Origin of the sequence: Pleurocapsa sp. CCALA 161 (genome assembly GCF_003003995.1) — a bacterium.
In the GTDB taxonomy this organism is placed as follows: domain Bacteria; phylum Cyanobacteriota; class Cyanobacteriia; order Cyanobacteriales; family Xenococcaceae; genus Waterburya.
Genome location: NZ_PVWF01000035.1, coordinates 23,029 through 44,183, shown reverse-complemented (window position 1 = coordinate 44,183; position 21,155 = coordinate 23,029). Strand labels below are relative to the sequence as shown.

Here is a 21,155-nt window from a genome sequence, read left to right as displayed (position 1 = left end):
AGCGTCAAAAGTCACGACTTAGTACCGAGGAGTTGGAAACCCCAACTTCAAGCGTTAGCTAAGTTGGGGTAGTTCATTTCTATGTCTTCTCTTGCTTTTGTCTGCCCAATTACCAGCAGAATTAAAGGATTTAGCTTTGAAGTTTTGTTGCCAGAAGAGATGCAAACAAAAGGAGTAGTTTTAGTTCATCATTTCAGAAGTATTGATTGGCAAGCCAAAGAAATTAAGTTCATTGAAGAAGCACCGCCTTTGGTAATCGAAGAAATTTGCGCCAAGTTAGAGCCTCTAATTTTATTTGATTAAAACATCTTTTAAAAGCTTATAGCGACTTCAAAGTTGAGATCTAAGATTTAGATCCTTGACAAGAGATATAATATTCTTAACAATTGTTGCCCAGTGTATTTCATGCCCGCAGAACTCCAGACTGAAATTGAACAGGCTGTATCCAGCCGTCGTAATTTTGCGATTATTTCCCACCCTGACGCGGGAAAGACAACCCTGACGGAAAAGCTCTTGCTTTACGGGGGCGCAATTCATGAAGCGGGCGCGGTTAAAGCCCGACGAGAACAGCGTAAAGTCACTTCTGACTGGATGGAAATGGAACAACAGCGGGGTATTTCCATTACCTCTACAGTGTTGCAGTTTATCTATAATCAGTTTCAGATAAATCTTTTAGATACTCCTGGACACCAAGATTTTAGTGAAGATACTTACCGAACTCTAGCTGCTGCGGACAATTCCGTGATGCTGATCGATGCTGCTAAAGGTTTAGAGCCACAAACTCGTAAGCTGTTTGAAGTTTGTCAGTTGCGATTGCTGCCTATTTTTACTTTTGTCAACAAGCTAGATCGTCCTGGTCGAGATGCTTTTGAGCTAATCGACGAAATCGAGCAGGAACTCGGTTTACAGACTTATGCTGTAAATTGGCCGATCGGTATGGGCGATCGCTTTAAGGGTGTGTTTGACCGTCGGGAAAGAAAGATTCACCTGTTTGAACGTCGTTCTCATGGTAGTAAGGTAGCCCAGGATACGATAATTGAATTAGGCGATCCCAGGATTGAGGAGTTACTCGAACAAGAGCTTTATTATCAGCTTAAAGAAGAATTAGAAATCCTCGATGAAATTGGCGTAGATTTTGATTTAGAACAGGTTCATGCAGGGAAAATGACGCCGATTTTCTTTGGTAGTGCCATGACTAACTTTGGCGTAGAGCTATTCCTTAAAGCCTTTTTAGAATATGCTCAACAGCCCGAATCCCACAACTCATCGATTGGCGTAATTGAGCCTACCTACGAAGAATTTACGGGGTTTGTCTTTAAGCTTCAGGCAAACATGGATCCCAAACATCGCGATCGCGTGGCGTTTGTGCGCGTCTGTACTGGTAAATTTGAAAAAGACATGACGGTACAGCACGCTCGTACAGGTAAAACAGTCCGTCTATCTCGTCCCCAAAAGTTGTTTGCTCAAGGTAGAGAATCTTTAGACGAGGCTTTTCCTGGAGATATTATTGGGTTAAATAATCCTGGGGTATTTGCGATCGGCGATACCATTTATAATGGTAAGAAGATTGAATACGAAGGTATACCCTGTTTTTCTCCCGAAATTTTTGCTTACTTGAAAAATCCTAATCCATCTAAATTTAAGCAGTTTCAAAAAGGCATTAAGGAATTGCGCGAAGAAGGTGCAGTGCAAGTAATGTATTCTACTGATGAATTCAAACGCGACCCCATTTTAGCTGCGGTGGGACAACTACAAATAGAAGTAGTTCAGTTTCGGATGCAGAATGAATATAACGTCGAAACTACTACTGAACCCTTACCCTATAGTGTAGCTCGCTGGGTATATGGTGGTTGGGATGCTTTAGCCAAAGCAGGTCGGATCTTTAATGCGATCGCTGTTAAGGATAACTGGGGTAGACCAGTGCTGCTATTTAAAAATGAGTGGAATTTGCGCCAAATTGAACAAGATTTACCTGAATTAGAGTTAAAGTCCATCGCTCCTGTAGGTGCAGGAATACAACCAGACTAATGATTACTGATTACTAATTACTGATTACTGATTATTTGCGAAGCGCGAAAAAGCGTTGGCGGGGTTCCCCCGCTTGAGCTTATTGAGCAAGAAGCTTATCCTTTAGGACTGATTACTGATTACTGATTAGGTGGGTATAAAGAATATTGAAAACACACAAGTATAATTTGTTCGTTTGCCCACCCTACTGTCTCATTGCTCATTGTGACGCGAGCTTGCGAGCTAATGGTAAACCACTTGTCTCGCATAGTTGGAGATACCGCTTCGCATATCCTTTAGGACTCATTGTTCATTGTTCATTGTTCATTGCTCATTGCTCATTGAACAAAGTTGACTGATTTGTTTCGCTTGCTTTAAGGTGTTAAAAGTTTTACAACAATCTTGAGCAACAGGTATTACTTAGTATGTTTGACTGTATTATTGTAGGTGCTGGCCCTGCTGGTAGTAGTGCTGCTTATCATTTGGCAAAGCAAGGTCACTCGGTTTTGGTATTAGAAAAAGCCAATTTTCCCCGTGAAAAATCTTGTGGTGGAGGCGTTTCTCCCGCGATCGCTCAATGGTTTGATTTTGACTTTTCGCCTGTAGTGGAAAATCATGTTTCCCAAGTTAAATACACTTTTAAAATGGGCGATCCTGCGGAAGTGGAGTTACAGGGAGTGACTCCAATGTGGATGGTGCAGCGGGGTCAATTTGATAACTTCTTGATGGAACAGGCAACAGGAAAAGGTGCGGAGTTTAAAAGCGATGTAGAAGTTACAGGGGTAAGCTTACAGGGTGAAACTTGGCAGGTAGAAACTACTAATGGAACATTTGCAGGCAAGTATTTAATTGCTGCCGATGGAGCTAATAGTAGCGTAGCCAAGCTTTTAGGCATGGATGTCACACCAACTGTAGCAGCAGCTAGTTTACAAATACCTGGAGATGTCAGCGATCGCCGTAAAATGACGGCATTTTTTGATTTTGGGTCGTTGAAAAATGGTTTTATGTGGTGTTTTCCCAAAGCGGACGGTTATTCTTTTAGTGCTGCTTATGTGCGGGATCCCAAAGGTAAGCCTGATGAATTAAAAAAACAGTTAACTAAATACGCAGAATTATTTAATCTAGATGCCAGTCAAGGAGAATACAAAGAGCATTCTTTGAATCTGTGGCACAAAGATCGCGCTTTACACAGCGATCGCGCTTTATTAGTCGGCGAAGCAGCAGGAATGGTCGATCCTCTAATTGGGGAAGGAATTCGTCCCGCGATGTTTACTGGAGTTCGCGCAGCAGATGCGATTATGGGTGCATTGCAAGGTGATGCTAATGCTTTATCAAGCTATACCGAGTCCATAAATCAAGAATGGGGGTCAAATTTGGCTAAAGCAGACTTCCTAGCTGGATTGTTCTTTAAAGCTCCCAAAATAGCCTACAAAATGGGAGTAAAACGTCCTGCTGCGGGTCAGTTGATGGGTAAAATCCTTTGTGGTGAACTGAGTTATTCACAAGTGGCGGAAAAAGCGACGCAGAAGTTGAAGTTTATCCCTGGTATTGGGTAATGAGCATTGGTGACAAGTTAAGAGACTACGCTGTTTGTCAAATGGTTATTAGCTCTAAGCTAATAGCTTTAAGCTTTAAGCTTTTAAACTATTTCTAAAGAACAAACTTAGAAACAAGGCGATCGCGCTTTAGGTTAAGTTTATCTCTATATTTAGTGCTAAATAATAGATTAAGACACTACATATAGCGCTTGACTTTTTGCTCTTTTGCTTAACTTGTTACCAATGGGTCTTGACAAATGCCTCTTTTGCTTAACTTGTCACCAATGGGTAATGAGTTAGGAGTTCGGAGTTTTTAATTGCCTTAGAGTCCCAGATACTCTTTGAGTGAATCACGCATAACATCGACGGGGACTGGTTGCTGAAGCCAGATTTGGAGAGCAGCTATTCCCTGTTGCACCAGCATTTCTAGTCCGTCGATCGCAATTGCGCCTTGAGCTTGAGCTAGTTGCAGAAACTGGGTTGGATTAGGAGTATAAATTAAATCATAGGCGATCGCATTTGGTTTAAGTTTCTGGATTAAAGATTCCTCGACAGGAGAAGTATCAACATGAGGTGACATACCTACAGGGGTTGTATTAACCAGCAAGTCAGCAGCAGGAATTAGGCTGCTTAAGTTATCCCAGTGATGGATTTTAAGTAGGGAAGTAATCTTGGTGGAGTGTGACCAACTCTGATAAAACCTTGCTAGTTTATTAGGATCACGTCCTACAATATGAATTTCTTGGCATCCTAAGTTGGTCAAACCAGCAATTACGGCTCTAGCTGCACCGCCGTTACCGAGAATTACGGGAGTTGTTTTACTCCAGTCACGAGACATGGCTTTTAAGGGTGCGACAAAACCTTCCGCATCGGTGTTTGTGCCTTTCCAGCCTGATGCAGTACGCCAGACTGTATTGACCGCGCCAATATTGTCTGCATCGTCAGAGATTTCTGTCAGCAACGGGATGATTGCTTGTTTGTGGGGAATGGTAATGCTAAATCCGACTAAATTGAAGGCGTTAAAACCTGCAAGTATTGTTGCTAAATCTCCTTGCTTGACGGGGAAAGGAACATAGATATAGTCTAGTCTTAAGCTAGCGATCGCTGCATTATGCATTATGGGAGACAGGGAATGTTCTACAGGATCGCCAATGATACCCAGTAGTTTAGTTTTGCCTGTAATTTGCTGCATGATGCTGACCTTTGATTTAATGGTAGAGAGCTTATATAGTCATTCCAATTAATTGACCTATGCTAACGGTGTGAGAACGGATAATCCTCGTAAGGGCGAACGGCGACGCGCCAGCTAATCCTTTATGGCGTTCGCCCCTACACGACCATATGTTTTTTATTTAGAATGACTATATCTATTAAACCTTAATTAAACAAATGCTTTTAACTCTAAACTCTTAAAGCCTACTGTTGCTTGTTTAATTCTTGATACATTTTATACATTTCAGGCAATCGTTTATACATGACAAATAGCTTGCGATAGAGCCGACTAGGAATATGGGGCATCCCTGAAACCATCTCTCCTGGTGCCACGTTGCCAGTAATTCCAGTTTGTCCTGTGGCAATGACGCGATCGCCTACTGTTACCTGGTTTGCCACCCCGACTTGTCCCCCTAGCATGACTCCGTTACCAATGATTGCTCCTCCCGCTAATCCTACTTGAGAAGCCATGGCACAATTCTGTCCGATTTGACAGCCATGACCAATTTGTACCAGATTATCAAGTTTCGTATTGCGTCCAATGCGAGTTTCTCCCACCGCAGGGCGATCTACTGCACTATTACAGCCAATTTCTACACCATCTTCTAATACGGTAGAGCCTGACTGTTCCATTTTGTACCAGCCTGTTGCAGTTGGCACAAAGCCAAAACCTTCTGAGCCGATCGCTGCACCGCTATGTATTACACAGTTAGCACCGATTTGAGTCCGTTCATGGATGGTACAGTTGGCATGAAGAATAGTGTCGTTACTAATAGTGACATCAGGATAAATTACGACATTAGGATGAATCGTCACGCGATCGCCAATGGTTACTCCTCTTTCAATCACTACATTTGCGCCGATATAAACATCTTTCCCGAGAATACTAGCTGCGTCTATTACTGCACTAGGATGAATACCTGGAGTTGGTTTAAAAGGCTGATAAAAAAGGGCGATCGCTTGAGCAAATAATAATCTGGGGTTGGCAGTGGCAATCCAGGCAATATTTCTCTCTAAAGCTTGGGTTTGTAAAGTCTCTTCTAAAGGCAGAATTAGAGCATTCGCTTGAGTTGTCGCCACCATAGCAGCAAACTTGCCCCCTTCTACATAGCTTAATGAGCTACTGTCTGCCCGATCAATTGCAGCTACCTTGGTTAATTCGGGGTTAAAATTCTGATGTTGAGCGAAACTGTTATGATTAGCTGCTATACCAAGTTTGGTAACAAGTTCTTGAAACTTCATGGCAGAGGATGATTAGATGAACAAAAGCAAGGATTATTCTAAGCCATATTTTTCCTATTTTTCTTGATTAATCTTATAGCCGATGGGATTTTATTCTAATTTCGTTATTCCCTACTGCATTGACTTGGCGATGTCTGGCTCTAATCTAGGGCAATATCGGCAGGAGTTATTAAAGGATGTGTCGGGGGAGATCCTAGAGATTGGTTTTGGTACTGGCTTGAATTTACCTCACTATCCCGAACAGGTAACTAAGATTACCACGGTAGAGCCTAATCTTGGTATGCAAAAACTTGCGCGATCGCGAATTAAACAGTCTCAGATTACGGTAGACTACAAGATCTTAAATGGTGAAGATTTGCCGATGAGAGATGCTACTTTTGATTCGGTTGTCTGTACTTGGACGTTGTGTAGTATTCCTTTAGTGGAACAGGCGATCGCTGAAGTAGTTCGGGTTTTAAAACCAGGAGGTAGATTCTTGTTTGTTGAGCATGGATTGAGCCAAGAGCCAAGGGTTCAAGTATGGCAAAATCGTTTGACTCCAATCCAAAAAGTTATTGCAGACGGCTGCCATCTCAATCGTAGAATTAAGGAGCTAGTTGAGCAACAGTTTCTTACTGTAACTATTAAACAGTTTTATGCGCCAAATTTACCCAAAGTAATTGGCTATATGTATCAAGGAGTAGCTGTAAAATAAATTATTATTCAAACCGTAATTTTTTTGAGTTTTGATCTAATCTCTTTTTGGAGATATTTTTTAGTTTTCTGCTTGAAAGTAATATTATTTATTATCTATGTTAAAACAAAATAAACTACCTACAGGGGTATTGCTACAAAATGCTGGACTAATTTCTACCCAACAGCTACAAGATGCCTTAGAACTTCAGGCACAATATACGGAAATGAAGTTGGGAGAAATTTTAGCTTTACAACAGGGACTCAAAGCTAAAACTATTGATTTTTTTGTAGATAAATGGCAAGAAATTATCGATCAGGGACAGATTTTTCCGTTGGGTTATTATCTACAGAAGGCGAATTTATTGAATCAACAGCAAATCAAGGTCATACTTCAGGAACAAAAAAATAATCACCAAAAGTTTGGCGTTATTGCCGTACAAAAAGGCTGGATTAAACAAGAGACAATTAATTTTTTTCTTGATAACTTGTCCTGTAAGCCACCTCAACCAATGTCATTAAATGCTTTGGAAAAATATAACCAAGCAAAGCTACATTTGGAAAAAAAGTATGCCGATTATTCTTTGATTTTGAGTCGTATTTTAGCTTGGACTGGTGGTATTCCCTATCTCACTAAAAGTATTGGACAAGTATTTGCCAAATCTGATTTTAATATTCCTGGAGGGCAAGAAATTAATACAGTAGATCGGTTTGTGAAGGTAACGCTGATCGGAAAATGGCAAACTAGCAAAGCGGCATCATCAATTAGGGCAATTAGCCATAGTTTACTTAATAATTTTCGCTGTGACTCTAAATTATTACTTAAAGAATATCAAGATATTTTAATTTCAGGCAACAAAAAATATCAAGGCAATAAGGAACAAAAAGAATTACTTTTGTTAGGTCTGATTGTTCAAGAAAATGATTGGCTCAAAGTTAGCAATATAATTTATCAACATATTTTTAATCAAGAATTTATTGCCAATGAATTAGAGAAAAAGTCTCTCAAAACTAGCAACACAATTGATATTAATAATTCTCACCCTGTCAAATCCGCTAGCTCAATTATTGAATATAATCCCCAAGTTTCGATTGAAGAAACAGTTCCCGCTTTTACTCAGACTGATGCCAAAGCCCAACCTAATTCTGTCCCTAAGCAGACTATAAGCACTACAGCATCATTAACTAGAATAAACTCCCTTGTACCTTTAGCTGCGATCGCTTTACTAATTCCTTTATTTTTAATTATCAATAACTATTTGGCATCTTCCAAAGCAGAAAAAATAGCTGCTAATTCTACTCGAAAAATCAATGAACTCCAACAGTTTTGTAATGGATTAAATGCAGACTCTCAGTCTTCGTTAAACTTAATAGCGAAGTTGGAAACAAATCAACAACAACTTCTCAGTGACTTCCCTGCTAGCTGCGACACAGCACTGAACCAACTAAGAGTAACAGTTGCACCACAGTTAGGTAAGGAAGATAAAATTTTAGAGGCTATTCGTCATCTCTGCAAAGTACCTGGTCATTCAGAAATGAATATTGATGCAGAAGTCTGGCTCAGGCGCTGGTATGAGTCTGCTAGCTGGGGTAAAGAAACTAAATTTTATCTTGAGGAAATTGAGAAACATCAGAATAGAAATTGTCCCGCTGCTCATTTCACAGAGCATAAAGAGTGAAGCACTTACCAGAATTTAATCAGGTGATAGCAGCAAGTTAATTCTCTCAGTAAATAATGTTAATTATTGCCATAACGACAGATACGGCTATCAATCAATTTTGGAGTTTAGTCTCTGGAGTTTTCTTATTAGATGCCGAAACTTTTAAATCGATTAATAATTTACCTCTAAGTTTAATTACCAGTATTGTAGTTGTCTTGTTAGCTGGTTTATCACAAACTTTTGGTCAAAGCGTGATGCTGTTTATCAATCGAGTGCGTCCTTGGCGATTTTTGCTCTCAGTGGCGATCGCTGCCGTCTTATTCGTGTTTAACTACAATTTTTGGGTTTTCAGTACCTGGCTAGTAGCAAAGTGGTTATTTGGCTTAAATTTTCCCCTGATCGCAGTTATCAAAACATTAGGCTTTAGCTATGCACCATTGTTACTCGGTTTTTTGATCGTAATTCCTTATTTTGGGATGCCCATTTTAATCGTACTGTCGATTTGGACTCTACTGGCGATCGCTACCGGCTTAAGCACAATTTCTAATTTAACTATTTGGCAAGCTTTTGAATGCTGTCTGGGGGGATGGTTGGCGCTGCAATTATCTCAGCGAGTCGTGGGAAAAGCGATCGCCCGCTTTACTAGCAGTATAGTTGACTGGGTAGCGGGAGTCGATTTAATTACCGAACCAGACTATCTCGAACAGATGCTTTATAGTGGTTTGCCGATCCCTCCTTTGACAACAGATATTCCCGACTTATTAGGAGATTCTCAGCAAAATACTCAATGAGTAAGTAACGTCAGTTATTAATTAGCAAAAATGTTAAAACGAATATTGTTCGTCTTACTAGCGTTAAGTGTAGTTACCTTCTTATCTCCAGCCAATGTTGGGTGGATACAGTGGTACGCTGTGGTCGAAAATCAATTATTCAATTTACTGATTGACAGTGGACGGATTATTGGAATTTCTCTAGTATTGGCGGGTTTACTAGCACCGTTTGAAGCGCTTGGCTGGTGGGCGGGATGGTATGGTGGCAAACAAGATCCCAGCACTTTATCTTTAAAACATACTCAAGCCAGTCTGGGTAAAGCAACTGCTGCACCTCATTACATAGTTTATCTAGATGGGATTGGTAAAAGTTCGTTTAAATATTCCTTTCGAGGCGCAAGGTTTTTACAAAGGTTAACAGAATCTCTGCCTAGCGATCGCATTTTGATTGATAACATCATTCCCTACTCTGTAATTAATCTGCCTTTAACCCTTAATCGACCTTTGGCCAAGTTTTGGCTTTGGATTGAACGTACGACTAATTTGGGATTCTTAGTCTTACTCCGCAATATGTTTCAGGTAGCTGTATCGGTTGATAGTCGTTATGGCCCTATCTACAATCGTGGTACGGCAGAAATAATTATTGACCGCCTATTGACCAAGGGGTATCAACCTGGCAGCGGTGCTTTAATCACTCTGATTGGTTATAGCGGTGGGGGACAAATATCTTTAGGGGCAGTGCCATATATCAAAAGAGTTTTGGCTGCACCAATTGAAGTAATTTCTTTAGCTGGAGTGATTAGTGGCAATAATGAGGTGGTTCAGGTAGAACATCTTTATCATTTGGTTGGCGAAAAAGATCGTGTCACTCGTTTTACTCCTTGTTTATTCCCTCGCCGATGGTCAATTATCACCTGGTCAAATTGGAATCTGGCTAAAAGTCGCGGTGAAATTAGCTTTATTTCCTTGGGCAAAGTAGGACATGACTCCAAAAATGGCCCTTTAGATGAAAATGCGCTCTTCCCTGATGGTAGCAACCATTTAGCCAGAACTATAGAAATCATTCTCCGCATTCTTACTCGCGTCGACGGTTACGAACCCTATCCTGCTGCTGTTGCCGATTACTCAGCAAAATCTGAACGAATAGTTAGTGACTATGAAAATTACGTTAAAGCTAAATTTAATCGACCAGACTTTTATCCGTTGGCACAAACATATTGCGATCACTATCTTCCTGTAGCCGAATGGATGGGACGTTTAATCTTGCCAGACGTTACCGAACGTTCTCAGGTGGGTGGGGTTTATTTTGAAGTGCATCATGCACCAGAATTAGACTTAATTGGTAAAAAAGTATACTTACGCTGGAGCGATCGCCCTGATATCCAGGCTTATGTCAATCAAGTCAAAATTAGGATTGATTTTTCTCAACAAGCTTATAAAAGTATTCACCAGGGAATAGTTTTGCCCACGCGCTTAAATCATTGGCGACAGGTACAGGCGCTGGAATCTTTGGCTGGTGCTAGACCAAATGATGATGTCATGGTTGCCTTGACTTCGGTAGAGGTAATTAGAGAACCCCAGATTATTTTATCGATCAGCCGTGAACCGATTTTAATTACAGGCAAGTATTACGCCTTAGTCAGCTTTAAGGAAGTATTTCCCACTGACTACGCCTTAGTGCGTCATTACAATCACCATTCTGGGCAATTTGATGGTCAAGAAGACATAGTTTATCTGCCTCAAGTAGTGCCAGATCGCAATGGAGTATTACCTGCTACTGCTAATAAAATTACTGAGTCTCCTTTAAATCAAACAGGCTGGTATATTTATGGTGCAAAAAATGAGCAGGGTATGTTTACAGTACAGGCGATCGCACCCCGTGCTTTATTCCAGCTACAGCCAGCTAAGGTTATTTCTGGGTTACAAAAAACTACCGATTATATTCACGACCAATATTGGCAGGGAGTAACCGAAAAAAAAGGTCAGATTGATTCGATTCTCTTGAACCCTGGTAACTTATCAGACACCGAATTAATTAACTCTTATCAAGAAGGCGATCGCCTGCTCGTTCTGCATACTTATGGCGGTATTGGTGGTAATAAACGAGAATTTGCGCCTTTAAACATCTTTTTCGGGCATTTCTCCTTTGGTTTAGCTAGAGTAGTCCGTGAACCCCTTACCCAAGAATTACGCTTCAAAATTGGCTATGGTCAGGTATATACCCAAAACACTACGGGGATTATTGCCGCGAGTTTAGACTGGACAAACTTTGTTGGCGATCGCCAATTTGGTTGGCTGGGGAGTCGCCCAATTACCGATATCATCGTCAAGCTGGATGTCTTTGAAGAATACAACTTTGATGGTTTGCGTCGCTTTCCCCTCAATGCTTTAGCCTATCAATTAGATCGCATGATGGCGCGTTATCGAACTGGAGACGGTACGGGGGCTACATTTGTCGGCCCTGCTAACTCCTGTGTCCAAGATTCCTGTCAGGCTCTTTATCAAGCGATTAATATGACTCTGACCGAAATTGAACAGAACCCTCAAATCAAAGCCTGGATTACCACTAACCCCCAGCATCCTCAAACTCAAAGACTACAACGCTTAGTAACTCTAAACAAAGCCATTGAAGACCAACTAATAACTTGGCAAACTCGGGCAGATTGGGTCGATCCTTATCAATCCCTAATTGGCACTCGCTTGGCTGATAGTCCTGTAACTACTGTAGTCAATGCTTTAACTAGCTGGCGATCGCTTTTACCTCGTTTAGCCAACGATAGCCTAGGGTCAATCTTCCTCAATCATGGTGCTAGTTTGTGGCTATTGCAAACCTATCAAGTAGGTGGGTGGGATAAAGATATAGAACCAATAGCACCAACAAAATTATGGATTTAAAGTCAGTATGCAGTTAAAGAAAAACGTATGCTACCGATTTCCGTAAAAGGCAGTCAGGTATATATAAATCGCCACTACGAAAAAGTAGCTTTAACTAATTAACCCTGGTTGTTGAATATTAATTGCTGGTTCATTTAGCTCAAACTCTTATTGCTTAAATATGCTGTTAAGCGCATAATATGATTATGAGTTGGACTGTTGTATTTCATAAAGAATTCGAGTCTGAATTCGATAATCTACTAGAAGACGTACAAAATAAACTATTAAGTCATGCAGGATTATTAGAAGAATTTGGTGTAACCCTAGCCAGACCATACGTTGATACACTTAACGGCTCTAAGCACAGAAATATGAAAGAACTTCGATTCAATGCTGGTGATGGTGTGTGGCGAGTAGCATTTGCTTTCGATCCAAAACGACAAGCTATTCTACTGGTAGCTGGAGATAAATCAGGAGTTAGTCAAAAACGCTTTTACAATCAACTTATTAAATTGGCTGATCGAAGATTTGATAATTACTTAGCAAACATTGAGAAATAGAATTTATCAACATGAATACTACCCTGCGAGACAAAATAAAATCATTACCGACAAACCGTCAAGAAAAAATTGCTTATCTTACCAAAGAACTGGTCGAGGAAGAAATGACATTGCGTGATTTGAGAAAGCGTAGAAATTTAACTCAAGCAGAAATAGCACCATTACTAGGTATTAAACAAGAAAATGTTTCTCGATTGGAAAGACGCAATAATATACATCTATCAACCTTAAAAGACTATATCCACGCAGTCGGGGGGAAACTTCACCTGATTGTAGAATTTCCCGATCAAGAGCCTATAAGGTTACTGGACTGTGAAGACGAATGTGAATCGCCTTCAGGTACTTCGTCAAATTCTTAGGCAAGTTATTTAAATTGCTAGTTCAAGAAATGCAAGTAACAGGTGGAGCGATCGCCGATAATCAACACGAGCTATTAATATAGGGTGATAAGTATGACCGCTTCTTATACTGGAGGATGCCAATGTGGGCAAATTCGATATGAGATCCAAGCTGAACCATTGACGCTGTATGCTTGTCATTGCCAAGAATGTCAAAAGCAATCTGGGAGTGCATTTGGGATGTCTATGCCCGTTCCCCGCGATGCAGTTGTTATTCTGCGAGGAAAACCGAAACAATGGAAGCGAGTCTCTGACAGCGGACGTGAAGTGACTTGCTTATTTTGTGAGGAGTGTGGGTCGAGACTATTTCATAACCCTGCCCGAAATGCCCAAATTACCAACGTTAAACCTGGAACATTAGATGATACAAGTTGGCTTAAGCCCGCTGGCAACCTGTGGACTAAAAGTTCTCAAAAATGGGTCGTTCTGAGTGAGCAGATGTTAAACTACGAGGCGCAACCTAGCGACTTTGCCGAACTGTTTGAGCGATTTCAGATTGAGTAGAAATGTATTAAAAGCAGTGGTTAAATAAAATAAAGGCTATCTGACATTGGCTAATCTTAAGTTAGCTTAAGGTTGTCATTAAGATGGTACTTTGAAATGAGAGTTTTGATTACAGGCTTTGAGCCAAATGATGATGACTTGAATGCATCAGAGTTAGTCGTAGTTTCGTTGCGCGATGATCCCACTCAAGAGCTTCGCCAGTACATTGATGACATTGACTTCAAGATCATTAATCATTAGTAGGCAAATATCGATAAGGTTATCTGTGGCGGGTGATGGGCAACGTTAACAAAATTGCTTATGAGAGCAAGAGTATTCCGCGCGATCGCCCTATGCGAACTGAGATCGCACCCTACTAACAATTAATTCATGAATTTTGATTTAATAGTTCGCTGACGGTAACAATACGATAGCCTCTTTGTCTCAGGTCTTCTAAGATAAATTTTAGAGCGATCGCCGTGTTCTTTGCCACCTTAAGCGAATTAGCATGAAAAACTAAAATTGCTCCAGGAAAGACCATTTGTTTGGTATACATCGCGGTTAACCAAGGATGATTAGTCAAATCAAACGTATCAAAGGGGATCATTGAAGCGAGAACTAATTTGAGATCGTAATTCTCCTCAGCAGTTAAGTTAGCGATCGCTAATTGTCTAGAAATTTTAGAAGCTCTTGCATGACTACCCTGTCAGTATCTTAGTCCAAGTTAAAACTTTAAGTGATCACTGTTGTGACTTACTCAATGGCAGGAAATAGCTTGGCTAAATCTTGCGGTTGATTAAAATATCTACCACTTTTAAGGGGACGATAGGTTTCATTAAAAAGAGCGATCGCTTAAGATTGGAAAATATTGGTGTTGCGTATGTTAAGTACGCGATCGATCATCAGGCTTACTATCGAGTCATGTCTAGTGATTATCCTCGAAACTCTAACCAATACCCTCAGCTAGCACAAGCATCAAATAATGCTTTTAATGTTTTACTGGATGTCATTAAAGCAGGACAAGCAGCAAAAGTATTTAATGCTCAACAATTGGCTCATGTATGTTGGTCACTAGTACATGGTGTAGCAATGTTAGCAATTGATAACCAGTTCATGAGCAACGATCGCACTTCGGTCGTGGAATTAGCTCAAATAGCTACTAAGACAGTATCGAAAGGGATAAGCGCATAAATAATGGATAGGGCGAGAAAGCGATCGCTGTTAATATGAAACACAAAAAAGAATGGCATCAGCTAATTTAGTTTGATGCCATTTAAAATTAATTAATTATTTCCTGATTAATTACTTAAATTACTTAAGGTGCTAAAGCATTACCTCTTAATAAACTTGCCAGAGTTTTCGCTGTTACTTTCATTTGAGTTAGAGGATTAGCAGGAACTACGGTTTTATAGAGATAGCTATCAAAAGTCATTTTCTGTACGTCGATATCGTCGCACATTTCTACAAAGGCTTCGCGGGTAGCATCACTACGGTAGAAAACCCGTTGCAGGATATCCAATACCAGATAAGTTGCACCGTATTCTTTGTTCCAAAGCTTCATGAAGTCTTTGAGGTCTTTCTCTGTGGGAATTCTTTGTCCATTTTGCGATCGCTCTACGATCATCTCCGCACACATCCGACCGGATTTGGCGGCAAAATAGATACCTTCTCCAGAAGATTTGGTAACAGTGCCTAAAGCATCGCCAACTAGGGCGACTCTGCCACGAATAGGACGAGGACGGGGATGTTCAGGAATGGGGTGTGCTTCAACTTTAATGATTTCACCACCTTCTAGTCTTTTAGCAGCACGTTTGCGGATACCAGCCTGTAGCTTTTTAATATCAGCTTGATTTACTTTCATGGTTCCCGTACCCACGGCTACATGGTCGAATTTAGGGAATACCCAAGCATAAAAATCGGTGGAAACATCGTTACCAACATACATTTCTGCTAAATCTTCGTAGTATGCCATCTTGTCTTCAGGCAAACGAATTCGCTCTTGAAAAGCGATCGCATAGTTGTAATCTCCAGCGTCAATCGCCTTGGCAATTCTGGAGTTAGCACCATCAGCACCAATGACTAGATCCACTTTAAGGGTTTTCATTTCTCCTTTGACAGCACCACCAGAATGGTCGGCATAGTGAAGAGTGTAAGGATCTTTGTCACTATCAGGAATATCTAACTGATAGACAGTACCGTTAATCAGATTGGCTCCCAATTCTGCTGCGCGATCGCGTAAAAAGCCATCTAAGACTTCACGGCGACACATGCCGATGTATTCCCCATCTTTAAGCGTTGAGCCGATATTGACTTCTCGATTGGATGGCGAAATCATTTTCATTTTTTTGACTTGCCGATCGATAATCTTTTGGGGCAAATCAAACTCATCCACCATACAAAGAGGAATGGCACCGCCACAAGGTTTGGCGTTGTCTAGCTTACGTTCAAATAAATAAGTCTCAATACCTGCTTTGGCTAAAACTTCTGCGGCTGATGACCCTGCTGGTCCTGAACCGACAACGGCTACCCTTAATCCCAAAGTTTTTCTCCTAAATATCTATAAATCAATCTTTTTTAAAGCTAAAAACAAAAGCAAATTGTGGTTTAAATTTCACTAATGGCTTTAGCAAATTTTGCGATCGCATACTGAATTTTTAGTAATGTTCGATCATCTCTAAAGTGGATACTATCACGATGCTTTAGCTTATTTTCTCGCGATCGCCTGATTCGACTAAAGTTGAAATACTGCTTAACAACTGAGGTAACAAAACTTTATTCATCACATTAGTTTTATAAGCCTATGAACAAGAAACCTAGAAATTATGATTGGGATGGTTTTACCATCAATCTTTATCTCGACGATGAACAAGACTTGATAGCATATCTAGTAGAACTTCCAAACGTATCCGCTCATGGAAATACAGCAGATGAATCACTGGAAGAGCTTTACCTAGCCTGGGAAATGGTCAAGGAGGACTACCAAGAAGACGGCGAAAAAATACCAATTGCAACATCTCGTAAAGATCACAGTGGCTGTTTTAACGTTTGTATTGATAAACGAGTTCACAGAGCTTTAGCTATTGAAGCTGCACAGGCTAGAATTTCCCTTAATGCTCTTGTAAGTACTAAATTAGCAAGAAAGTAATTCTATCCAGATGACTTATTTCTATGGCAACATTAAGATATATTTGCAAAATTTACTAGAGATGAAAACTCTTATAGAAATCGAAGAAGCGATCAAAGAATTATCAACAGTTGAAGCTCGCAAACTTGCAGGTTGGTTAAATGGATATCTTGATGATACTTGGGATCGACAAATTCAAACTGATTTAGCAACAGGAAAACTAGATAAGTTTATTGCTAAAGTTGAATCTGACATCCAAGCTGATCAGGTGAAAGATTTAGATGAAATCATTGACAACACCTGATTTTTGGAATTTATACGCCAAGCTTCCATTAAAAATCAGAAAACAAGCTCGTAAAACTTATCAACTTTGGCAAGAAAACCATTCCCATCCATCTTTACATTTTAAAAAAGTAGGAAAAAATCTTTGGTCTGCTCGTATTACTCAAAATTACCGTGCTTTGGCTCTTAAAAAAGGTGATGATTATTACTGGGTGTGGATTGGTACTCATGATGAATATGAACTGCTTTTGAGTTAAGTCAGCCTAATATTTGTATTTGTAGAATGAAAATATATCAGTTGAAACGAGATCAATATTTGGTTTTAAGCGATCATATTTTGGAGATAGCCCGATTAATGATCGGTTTGGTAGCGTTGGAGGCTCTGCGGAGAATTTGAGGAGAGGCAATGACAAATCTTCGTCATCCCAGTTTAAGAATAAGAGATATTAGAAAGATAATAAGCTACAAGCATTTTGAGTGGGAACAAAGACTTGAAGACAAAACGGAATGGGTTTTTGCATCATTAGAGAACGAAGTGTATAAAAAAAGCTTTTAGTATGGCTAGCAAGCAAAAATATCCCACCGTTGTGTGAATTATTGTTGATTGACCCAGGTTATTCTAAAATTCAAAAACTGAGATGGGAAGAGATTTTATCGAATCCAGAACGTTATTTTGGAAATAATGCTTTTCATCTCTACGACATTGACTTGAAATGGGTGCTAGAGTACTCAACAACTCAGGTTGTGCGGTTTGGCAGAATCCCTGATAAGGCAAATATTATGTAGCAAGGTCTTACTACTTAAAATTGCTGCTCAAATCTATGACAGTTGAACAACCCCGTTATCCCGAAGAATTCGCTTGGCGTGGTGATGAGATTGCAAGAGTGTCGCGATCAATATCGAAACAAGAGCCTTCAAGCTTCGAGTTTTGCCCCTTTATTCATCCATATTTTGAAAGAAATCAATGGTGTCTTTTAAAGCAATGATAAAAGCATCAATCTCTTCCCTCGTGTTATAGAAATATAGACTGGCCCTAGCGCTACCAGAAGCGTTTAAAATTCGGTGTAAAGGTTGAGTGCAATGATGCCCTGAACGAATGGCAATCCCTTCCTGATCTAAGAGAGTTGCTAGGTCACTAGCATGAATACCTGGGATATTAAAGGCTGCTAAGGCTGCTCGACCTTTCCCCTCTGGAGTCGGTTGTTTGCCGTAGATTCTTAAGTTAGAAATAGTGGCTAATTGCTTAAATAAGTAGGAGGTCAATTCTTCTTCGTAGGCGTGGATCTTGTCCATGCCGATACTATTAAGATAATCTACTGCTGCCCCTAAAGCGATCGCTTCACCGATAGCAGGAGTTCCCGCTTCAAACTTATGGGGTAAGTCACCATAGGTGGAATGGTCGAGAAATACCTCATCAATCATTTCCCCACCACCCATAAAGGGAGGCATGGCTAATAAAATCTCTTTTTTACCATAGAGGAAGCCAATTCCTGTCGTAGCACACATTTTATGTCCTGAAGCGACTAACCAGTCACAGTCCATTGCTTGAACATCAACGGGCAGATGAGGCACACTTTGACAGGCATCAATTAAGACTTTAGCGCCGTGTTTGTGAGCTTCTGCGGTAATTTCTGTTACAGGGTTAATTACCCCCAAGGTATTAGAAACATGAACGAGCGAGACAAGCTTAGTTTTGTCAGATAGCAGGGATTTATACTGGGCAAAATCAAACTCTTCAGTGGGAGTTAGTCCTACATACTTAATTACTGCCCCAGTCTTTTGAGCGATCAGCTGCCAAGGAACAATATTACTGTGATGTTCCATGACGGAAAGAATAATTTCATCGCCAGGTTCTAAATTAGCTAATCCCCAACTGTATGCCACTAGGTTAATTGCTTCGCTGGCATTGCGAGTATAGATAATTTCATCACGAGAAGCAGCGTTAATAAACTGAGCAACTTTATCTCTTGCCCCTTCATAAGCATCCGTTGCCCTACCGCTAAGGGTGTGCGCACCACGATGAACGTTGGCATTGTCTCTTCGGTAATAATGTTGCAAGGCATCTAGTACCGCCTGGGGTTTCTGGGAAGAGGCGGCACTATCAAAGTAGATTAAAGGTCTATCATTAACTTTTTGATGGAGAATAGGGAAGTCTTCTCTAACGCTGTCGCCTAAAGTCTTTTCTTGGGTAAAAGTCATGTTGATTGCTGGTTAATGCTTTATTTTCTGCTCGATAGTTTGGGTAATTCTATTTCTCAAGGATTCTAAGGGAAGGCGATCAATAATCTCCTTGGCAAAAGCATCGATCAATAGTTGGTTAGCGTCATCTTCACTCAAACCACGACTACGGAGATAAAATATTTCTTCGGCTTCTAACTGACTTACCGTTGCCCCATGAGCGCACTTAACATTATCGGCGGTAATCTGTAATTCTGGTTTAGTATCAACTCTAGCTTTAGGCGAGAGCATCAAATTGCGGTTTAGCTGGGTGGCATCCGTTAGCTGTGCTTCCTTGGGGACAAAGACTTTCCCGTTAAAAATGGTATGGGCGCGATCGCTTATAATACATTTATGCAGTTGATTGGTAGTGCCGTGAGGTTTAGATAGGGCAATAATACTATGAGTATCGGATATCTGTTCTCCTGTAGCCACTGTTAACCCATTAAGGTTAGTCTCGGTTTGTTCTCCCTGCTGCCACATTTCAGGATTGTGACGAAATAGTTTTGCCCCGAGATTTATCTCATTGATCGTGTAGTGACTATCGCGCTCTTGAGATACAGCAGTTTTGCCAATATGATAACTAAGATCTGATTCTTGCTGTAGGCGAGTATGATTTACTCTGGAGTTGCTTTGGACAAAGATTTCTGTTACTGCGTTGGTAAAGTATTCCCCTGTGCCAAAATATTCTTCAAGCACAGAAATACTAGACCCTATTTCTGCCACAATTAAGGTGCGAGGTTGGGCAAAGCTTGCCTCTGTTTCGCCATCAGCAATAAATATTAGATGAATGGGCGTTTCAACTACAACATTTTTATCTAGCCAAACTACTGCTACATCATCACCCCCTGCGGTATTTAACGCCGTAAAAGCATCCGCGCCTGGTTGCTTGGCGAAGTATTTAGCGGCATCGTAGTGATCTGGCAAGTTGTTTAAACTGCCGACATATATTCCTTGAGGTAATCCAGCCAGGTTAGATAATTCGTCGTTGTAAATTCCATTGATAAATACCAAACGGCTGTTTTCCGTTTCTGAAATGGGCGTTTCGCGAAACGCCCCTACAATATTGCGTGGGGTGACGAATTTACCTGCTGTCAAAGCCGATAAATCGATAAAACGCCAATCTTCATCTTTTTTTGTCGGCACTGATAAACGAGACAACCAGCTTTTAGACTGCTGGCGAAGATCTTTAAGCCATTGAGGTGCAGCTTGATTTACCTGACACTGCTGCAATAAACCAGTAAAGAAAATATCTTCTACTACAGTGTCTTTATCAATTTGCGAAATAGTAGAAAAAGGAATTTGTACCGCCATTAAATTCCGACCTCCACTGTAGATTTATCGTCGAGAAAATCGTAACCGCGAGACTCTAGTTCTAAAGCTAACTCTTTACCGCCACTCGTAATAATCTTGCCTTCTTGCATTACGTGGACAAAATCTGGCTCAATATAGTCTAGTAGACGTTGATAGTGAGTAATTACCAAAAGAGATTTTTCAGGAGTTCTCAGCTGATTTACGCCATCGGAAACAATTCTTAGGGCATCAATATCCAGACCTGAATCGATTTCATCGAGAATAGTTAAAGTAGGATCTAATAATGCCATCTGGAGAATTTCATTACGCTTCTTTTCTCCTCCAGAAAAACCCTCATTAAGACTGCGTTCTAAAAAGCTAGACTTCATTTTGACAACTTCTAACTTTTCTTCAATCAAGTCTTCAAAATCAAAGGTGTCAATTTCTTCTAATCCTTGATACTTACGTTTAGCGTTATATGCCACCCGCATAAAATCGAGATTACTCACCCCTGGAATTGCCAAAGGATATTGAAAGGCTAAAAATATGCCACTGTTAGCTCGTTCATTAGGTTCTAAATCAACGACATCCTTGCCCTGGTAAATAATTTCCCCACCAGTAACTTCATAGTCTGGATGTCCTGCAATGATTTTAGAGAGGGTGCTTTTTCCTGAACCGTTACGCCCCATAATTACATGGACTTCTCCAGCTTTAATCTCTAGGTTGACTCCTTTAAGAATTGGAGTCCCATCAATGTTGGCGGTTAAATTACGTACTGATAAAATCGTTTCACTCATTGTTTGCTAAATAAACAATTGATAA

21 protein-coding genes are annotated in these 21,155 nt (G+C 40.4%); 14 read left to right on the top strand and 7 right to left on the bottom strand.

Annotated features, from left to right (window positions below; genetic code table 11):
* Positions 1–81: 81 nt before the first annotated feature.
* From C7B62_RS10655 to C7B62_RS10645, 3 genes are all read left to right on the top strand, one after another.
* Positions 82–303, top strand: coding sequence for a type II toxin-antitoxin system PemK/MazF family toxin (locus C7B62_RS10655; protein ID WP_233219908.1), 222 nt, complete (start codon positions 82–84; stop codon positions 301–303).
* Between the two features lie 102 nt (positions 304–405).
* Positions 406–2,028: a peptide chain release factor 3 gene (locus C7B62_RS10650; protein WP_106235681.1), complete on the top strand. Its 1,623-nt coding sequence runs from the start codon at positions 406–408 to the stop codon at positions 2,026–2,028.
* Positions 2,029–2,432: 404 nt separating this feature from the next.
* Positions 2,433–3,563 (top strand): geranylgeranyl reductase family protein, encoded by a 1,131-nt coding sequence (locus tag C7B62_RS10645; RefSeq protein WP_106235678.1) that lies wholly within the window; start codon positions 2,433–2,435, stop codon positions 3,561–3,563.
* A 304-nt stretch (positions 3,564–3,867) separates the two neighbouring features.
* Here C7B62_RS10645 and C7B62_RS10640 read toward each other — a convergent pair whose 3' ends face one another.
* Both C7B62_RS10640 and lpxD read right to left on the bottom strand, forming a co-directional pair.
* Positions 3,868–4,737: a shikimate dehydrogenase gene (locus C7B62_RS10640; RefSeq protein ID WP_106235676.1), complete on the bottom strand. Its 870-nt coding sequence runs from the start codon at positions 4,735–4,737 to the stop codon at positions 3,868–3,870.
* Positions 4,738–4,961: 224 nt separating this feature from the next.
* Positions 4,962–5,999, bottom strand: coding sequence for a UDP-3-O-(3-hydroxymyristoyl)glucosamine N-acyltransferase (lpxD, locus tag C7B62_RS10635; protein WP_106235673.1), 1,038 nt, complete (start codon positions 5,997–5,999; stop codon positions 4,962–4,964).
* Positions 6,000–6,081: 82 nt separating this feature from the next.
* On the opposite strand from lpxD, the gene C7B62_RS10630 reads away from it, so the two are divergent.
* The 7 genes from C7B62_RS10630 to C7B62_RS10600 all read left to right on the top strand — a co-directional run bounded on the left by C7B62_RS10630 (position 6,082) and on the right by C7B62_RS10600 (position 13,438).
* A complete protein-coding gene (locus C7B62_RS10630) occupies positions 6,082–6,693 on the top strand; it encodes a class I SAM-dependent methyltransferase (RefSeq protein ID WP_106235671.1) in 612 nt (203 codons plus the stop codon).
* 97 nt (positions 6,694–6,790) lie between these two features.
* Entirely contained in the window at positions 6,791–8,350 is a 1,560-nt protein-coding gene (locus C7B62_RS10625) for a hypothetical protein (RefSeq protein ID WP_106235669.1), read from the top strand.
* 56 nt (positions 8,351–8,406) lie between these two features.
* A complete protein-coding gene (locus tag C7B62_RS10620; RefSeq protein WP_106235666.1) occupies positions 8,407–9,123 on the top strand; it encodes a hypothetical protein in 717 nt (238 codons plus the stop codon).
* 30 nt (positions 9,124–9,153) lie between these two features.
* Complete coding sequence (locus C7B62_RS10615) at positions 9,154–11,997, top strand: hypothetical protein (protein WP_106235663.1); 2,844 nt, start codon at positions 9,154–9,156, stop codon at positions 11,995–11,997.
* A 185-nt stretch (positions 11,998–12,182) separates the two neighbouring features.
* Positions 12,183–12,536, top strand: coding sequence for a type II toxin-antitoxin system RelE/ParE family toxin (locus C7B62_RS10610; RefSeq protein ID WP_106235692.1), 354 nt, complete (start codon positions 12,183–12,185; stop codon positions 12,534–12,536).
* Positions 12,537–12,547: 11 nt separating this feature from the next.
* On the top strand, positions 12,548–12,895 hold the full coding sequence (locus C7B62_RS10605; protein WP_106235661.1) for an XRE family transcriptional regulator: 348 nt from the start codon (positions 12,548–12,550) through the stop codon (positions 12,893–12,895).
* 93 nt (positions 12,896–12,988) lie between these two features.
* The gene (locus tag C7B62_RS10600; RefSeq protein WP_106235659.1) at positions 12,989–13,438 is read left to right on the top strand and encodes a GFA family protein; all 450 of its coding nucleotides are present in this window, start codon (positions 12,989–12,991) and stop codon (positions 13,436–13,438) included.
* Positions 13,439–13,805: 367 nt separating this feature from the next.
* Here the strand turns inward: C7B62_RS10600 and C7B62_RS25675 are convergent, their stop codons facing one another.
* Positions 13,806–13,973 carry a hypothetical protein gene (locus C7B62_RS25675; RefSeq protein ID WP_158260663.1) on the bottom strand — a complete coding sequence of 56 codons (168 nt, stop codon included), beginning with the start codon at positions 13,971–13,973 and terminating at the stop codon, positions 13,806–13,808.
* Positions 13,974–14,209: 236 nt separating this feature from the next.
* Here C7B62_RS25675 and C7B62_RS10590 point away from each other — a divergent pair, with 236 nt between their 5' ends.
* Complete coding sequence (locus tag C7B62_RS10590; RefSeq protein ID WP_158260662.1) at positions 14,210–14,608, top strand: TetR-like C-terminal domain-containing protein; 399 nt, start codon at positions 14,210–14,212, stop codon at positions 14,606–14,608.
* 124 nt (positions 14,609–14,732) lie between these two features.
* On the opposite strand, the gene chlP is transcribed toward C7B62_RS10590, so the two are convergent.
* Entirely contained in the window at positions 14,733–15,956 is a 1,224-nt protein-coding gene (gene chlP / locus C7B62_RS10585) for a geranylgeranyl reductase (protein WP_106235652.1), read from the bottom strand.
* Positions 15,957–16,217: 261 nt separating this feature from the next.
* On the opposite strand from chlP, the gene C7B62_RS10580 reads away from it, so the two are divergent.
* From C7B62_RS10580 to C7B62_RS10570, 3 genes are read left to right on the top strand one after another with little or no spacing between them, the layout of a single operon-like run.
* Positions 16,218–16,562, top strand: a complete 345-nt coding sequence (locus tag C7B62_RS10580) for a toxin-antitoxin system HicB family antitoxin (RefSeq protein WP_106235649.1) — start codon at positions 16,218–16,220, stop codon at positions 16,560–16,562.
* 43 nt (positions 16,563–16,605) lie between these two features.
* Positions 16,606–16,845: a hypothetical protein gene (locus C7B62_RS10575; protein WP_233219907.1), complete on the top strand. Its 240-nt coding sequence runs from the start codon at positions 16,606–16,608 to the stop codon at positions 16,843–16,845.
* Positions 16,823–17,080, top strand: a complete 258-nt coding sequence (locus C7B62_RS10570; RefSeq protein WP_106235646.1) for a hypothetical protein — start codon at positions 16,823–16,825, stop codon at positions 17,078–17,080. Before C7B62_RS10575 ends, C7B62_RS10570 begins: the two co-directional genes overlap by 23 nt.
* 679 nt (positions 17,081–17,759) lie before the next feature.
* Here the strand turns inward: C7B62_RS10570 and C7B62_RS10560 are convergent.
* The 3 genes from C7B62_RS10560 to sufC are packed head-to-tail and all read right to left on the bottom strand — an operon-like array spanning position 17,760 to position 21,130.
* Positions 17,760–19,022 (bottom strand): SufS family cysteine desulfurase, encoded by a 1,263-nt coding sequence (locus C7B62_RS10560; RefSeq protein ID WP_106235642.1) that lies wholly within the window; start codon positions 19,020–19,022, stop codon positions 17,760–17,762.
* Positions 19,023–19,034: 12 nt separating this feature from the next.
* Positions 19,035–20,354, bottom strand: a complete 1,320-nt coding sequence (gene sufD, locus C7B62_RS10555; RefSeq protein WP_106235639.1) for a Fe-S cluster assembly protein SufD — start codon at positions 20,352–20,354, stop codon at positions 19,035–19,037.
* Positions 20,354–21,130, bottom strand: coding sequence for a Fe-S cluster assembly ATPase SufC (sufC, locus tag C7B62_RS10550; RefSeq protein ID WP_106235636.1), 777 nt, complete (start codon positions 21,128–21,130; stop codon positions 20,354–20,356). The genes sufD and sufC overlap by 1 nt, the downstream gene beginning before the upstream one ends.
* Positions 21,131–21,155 lie beyond the last annotated feature (25 nt).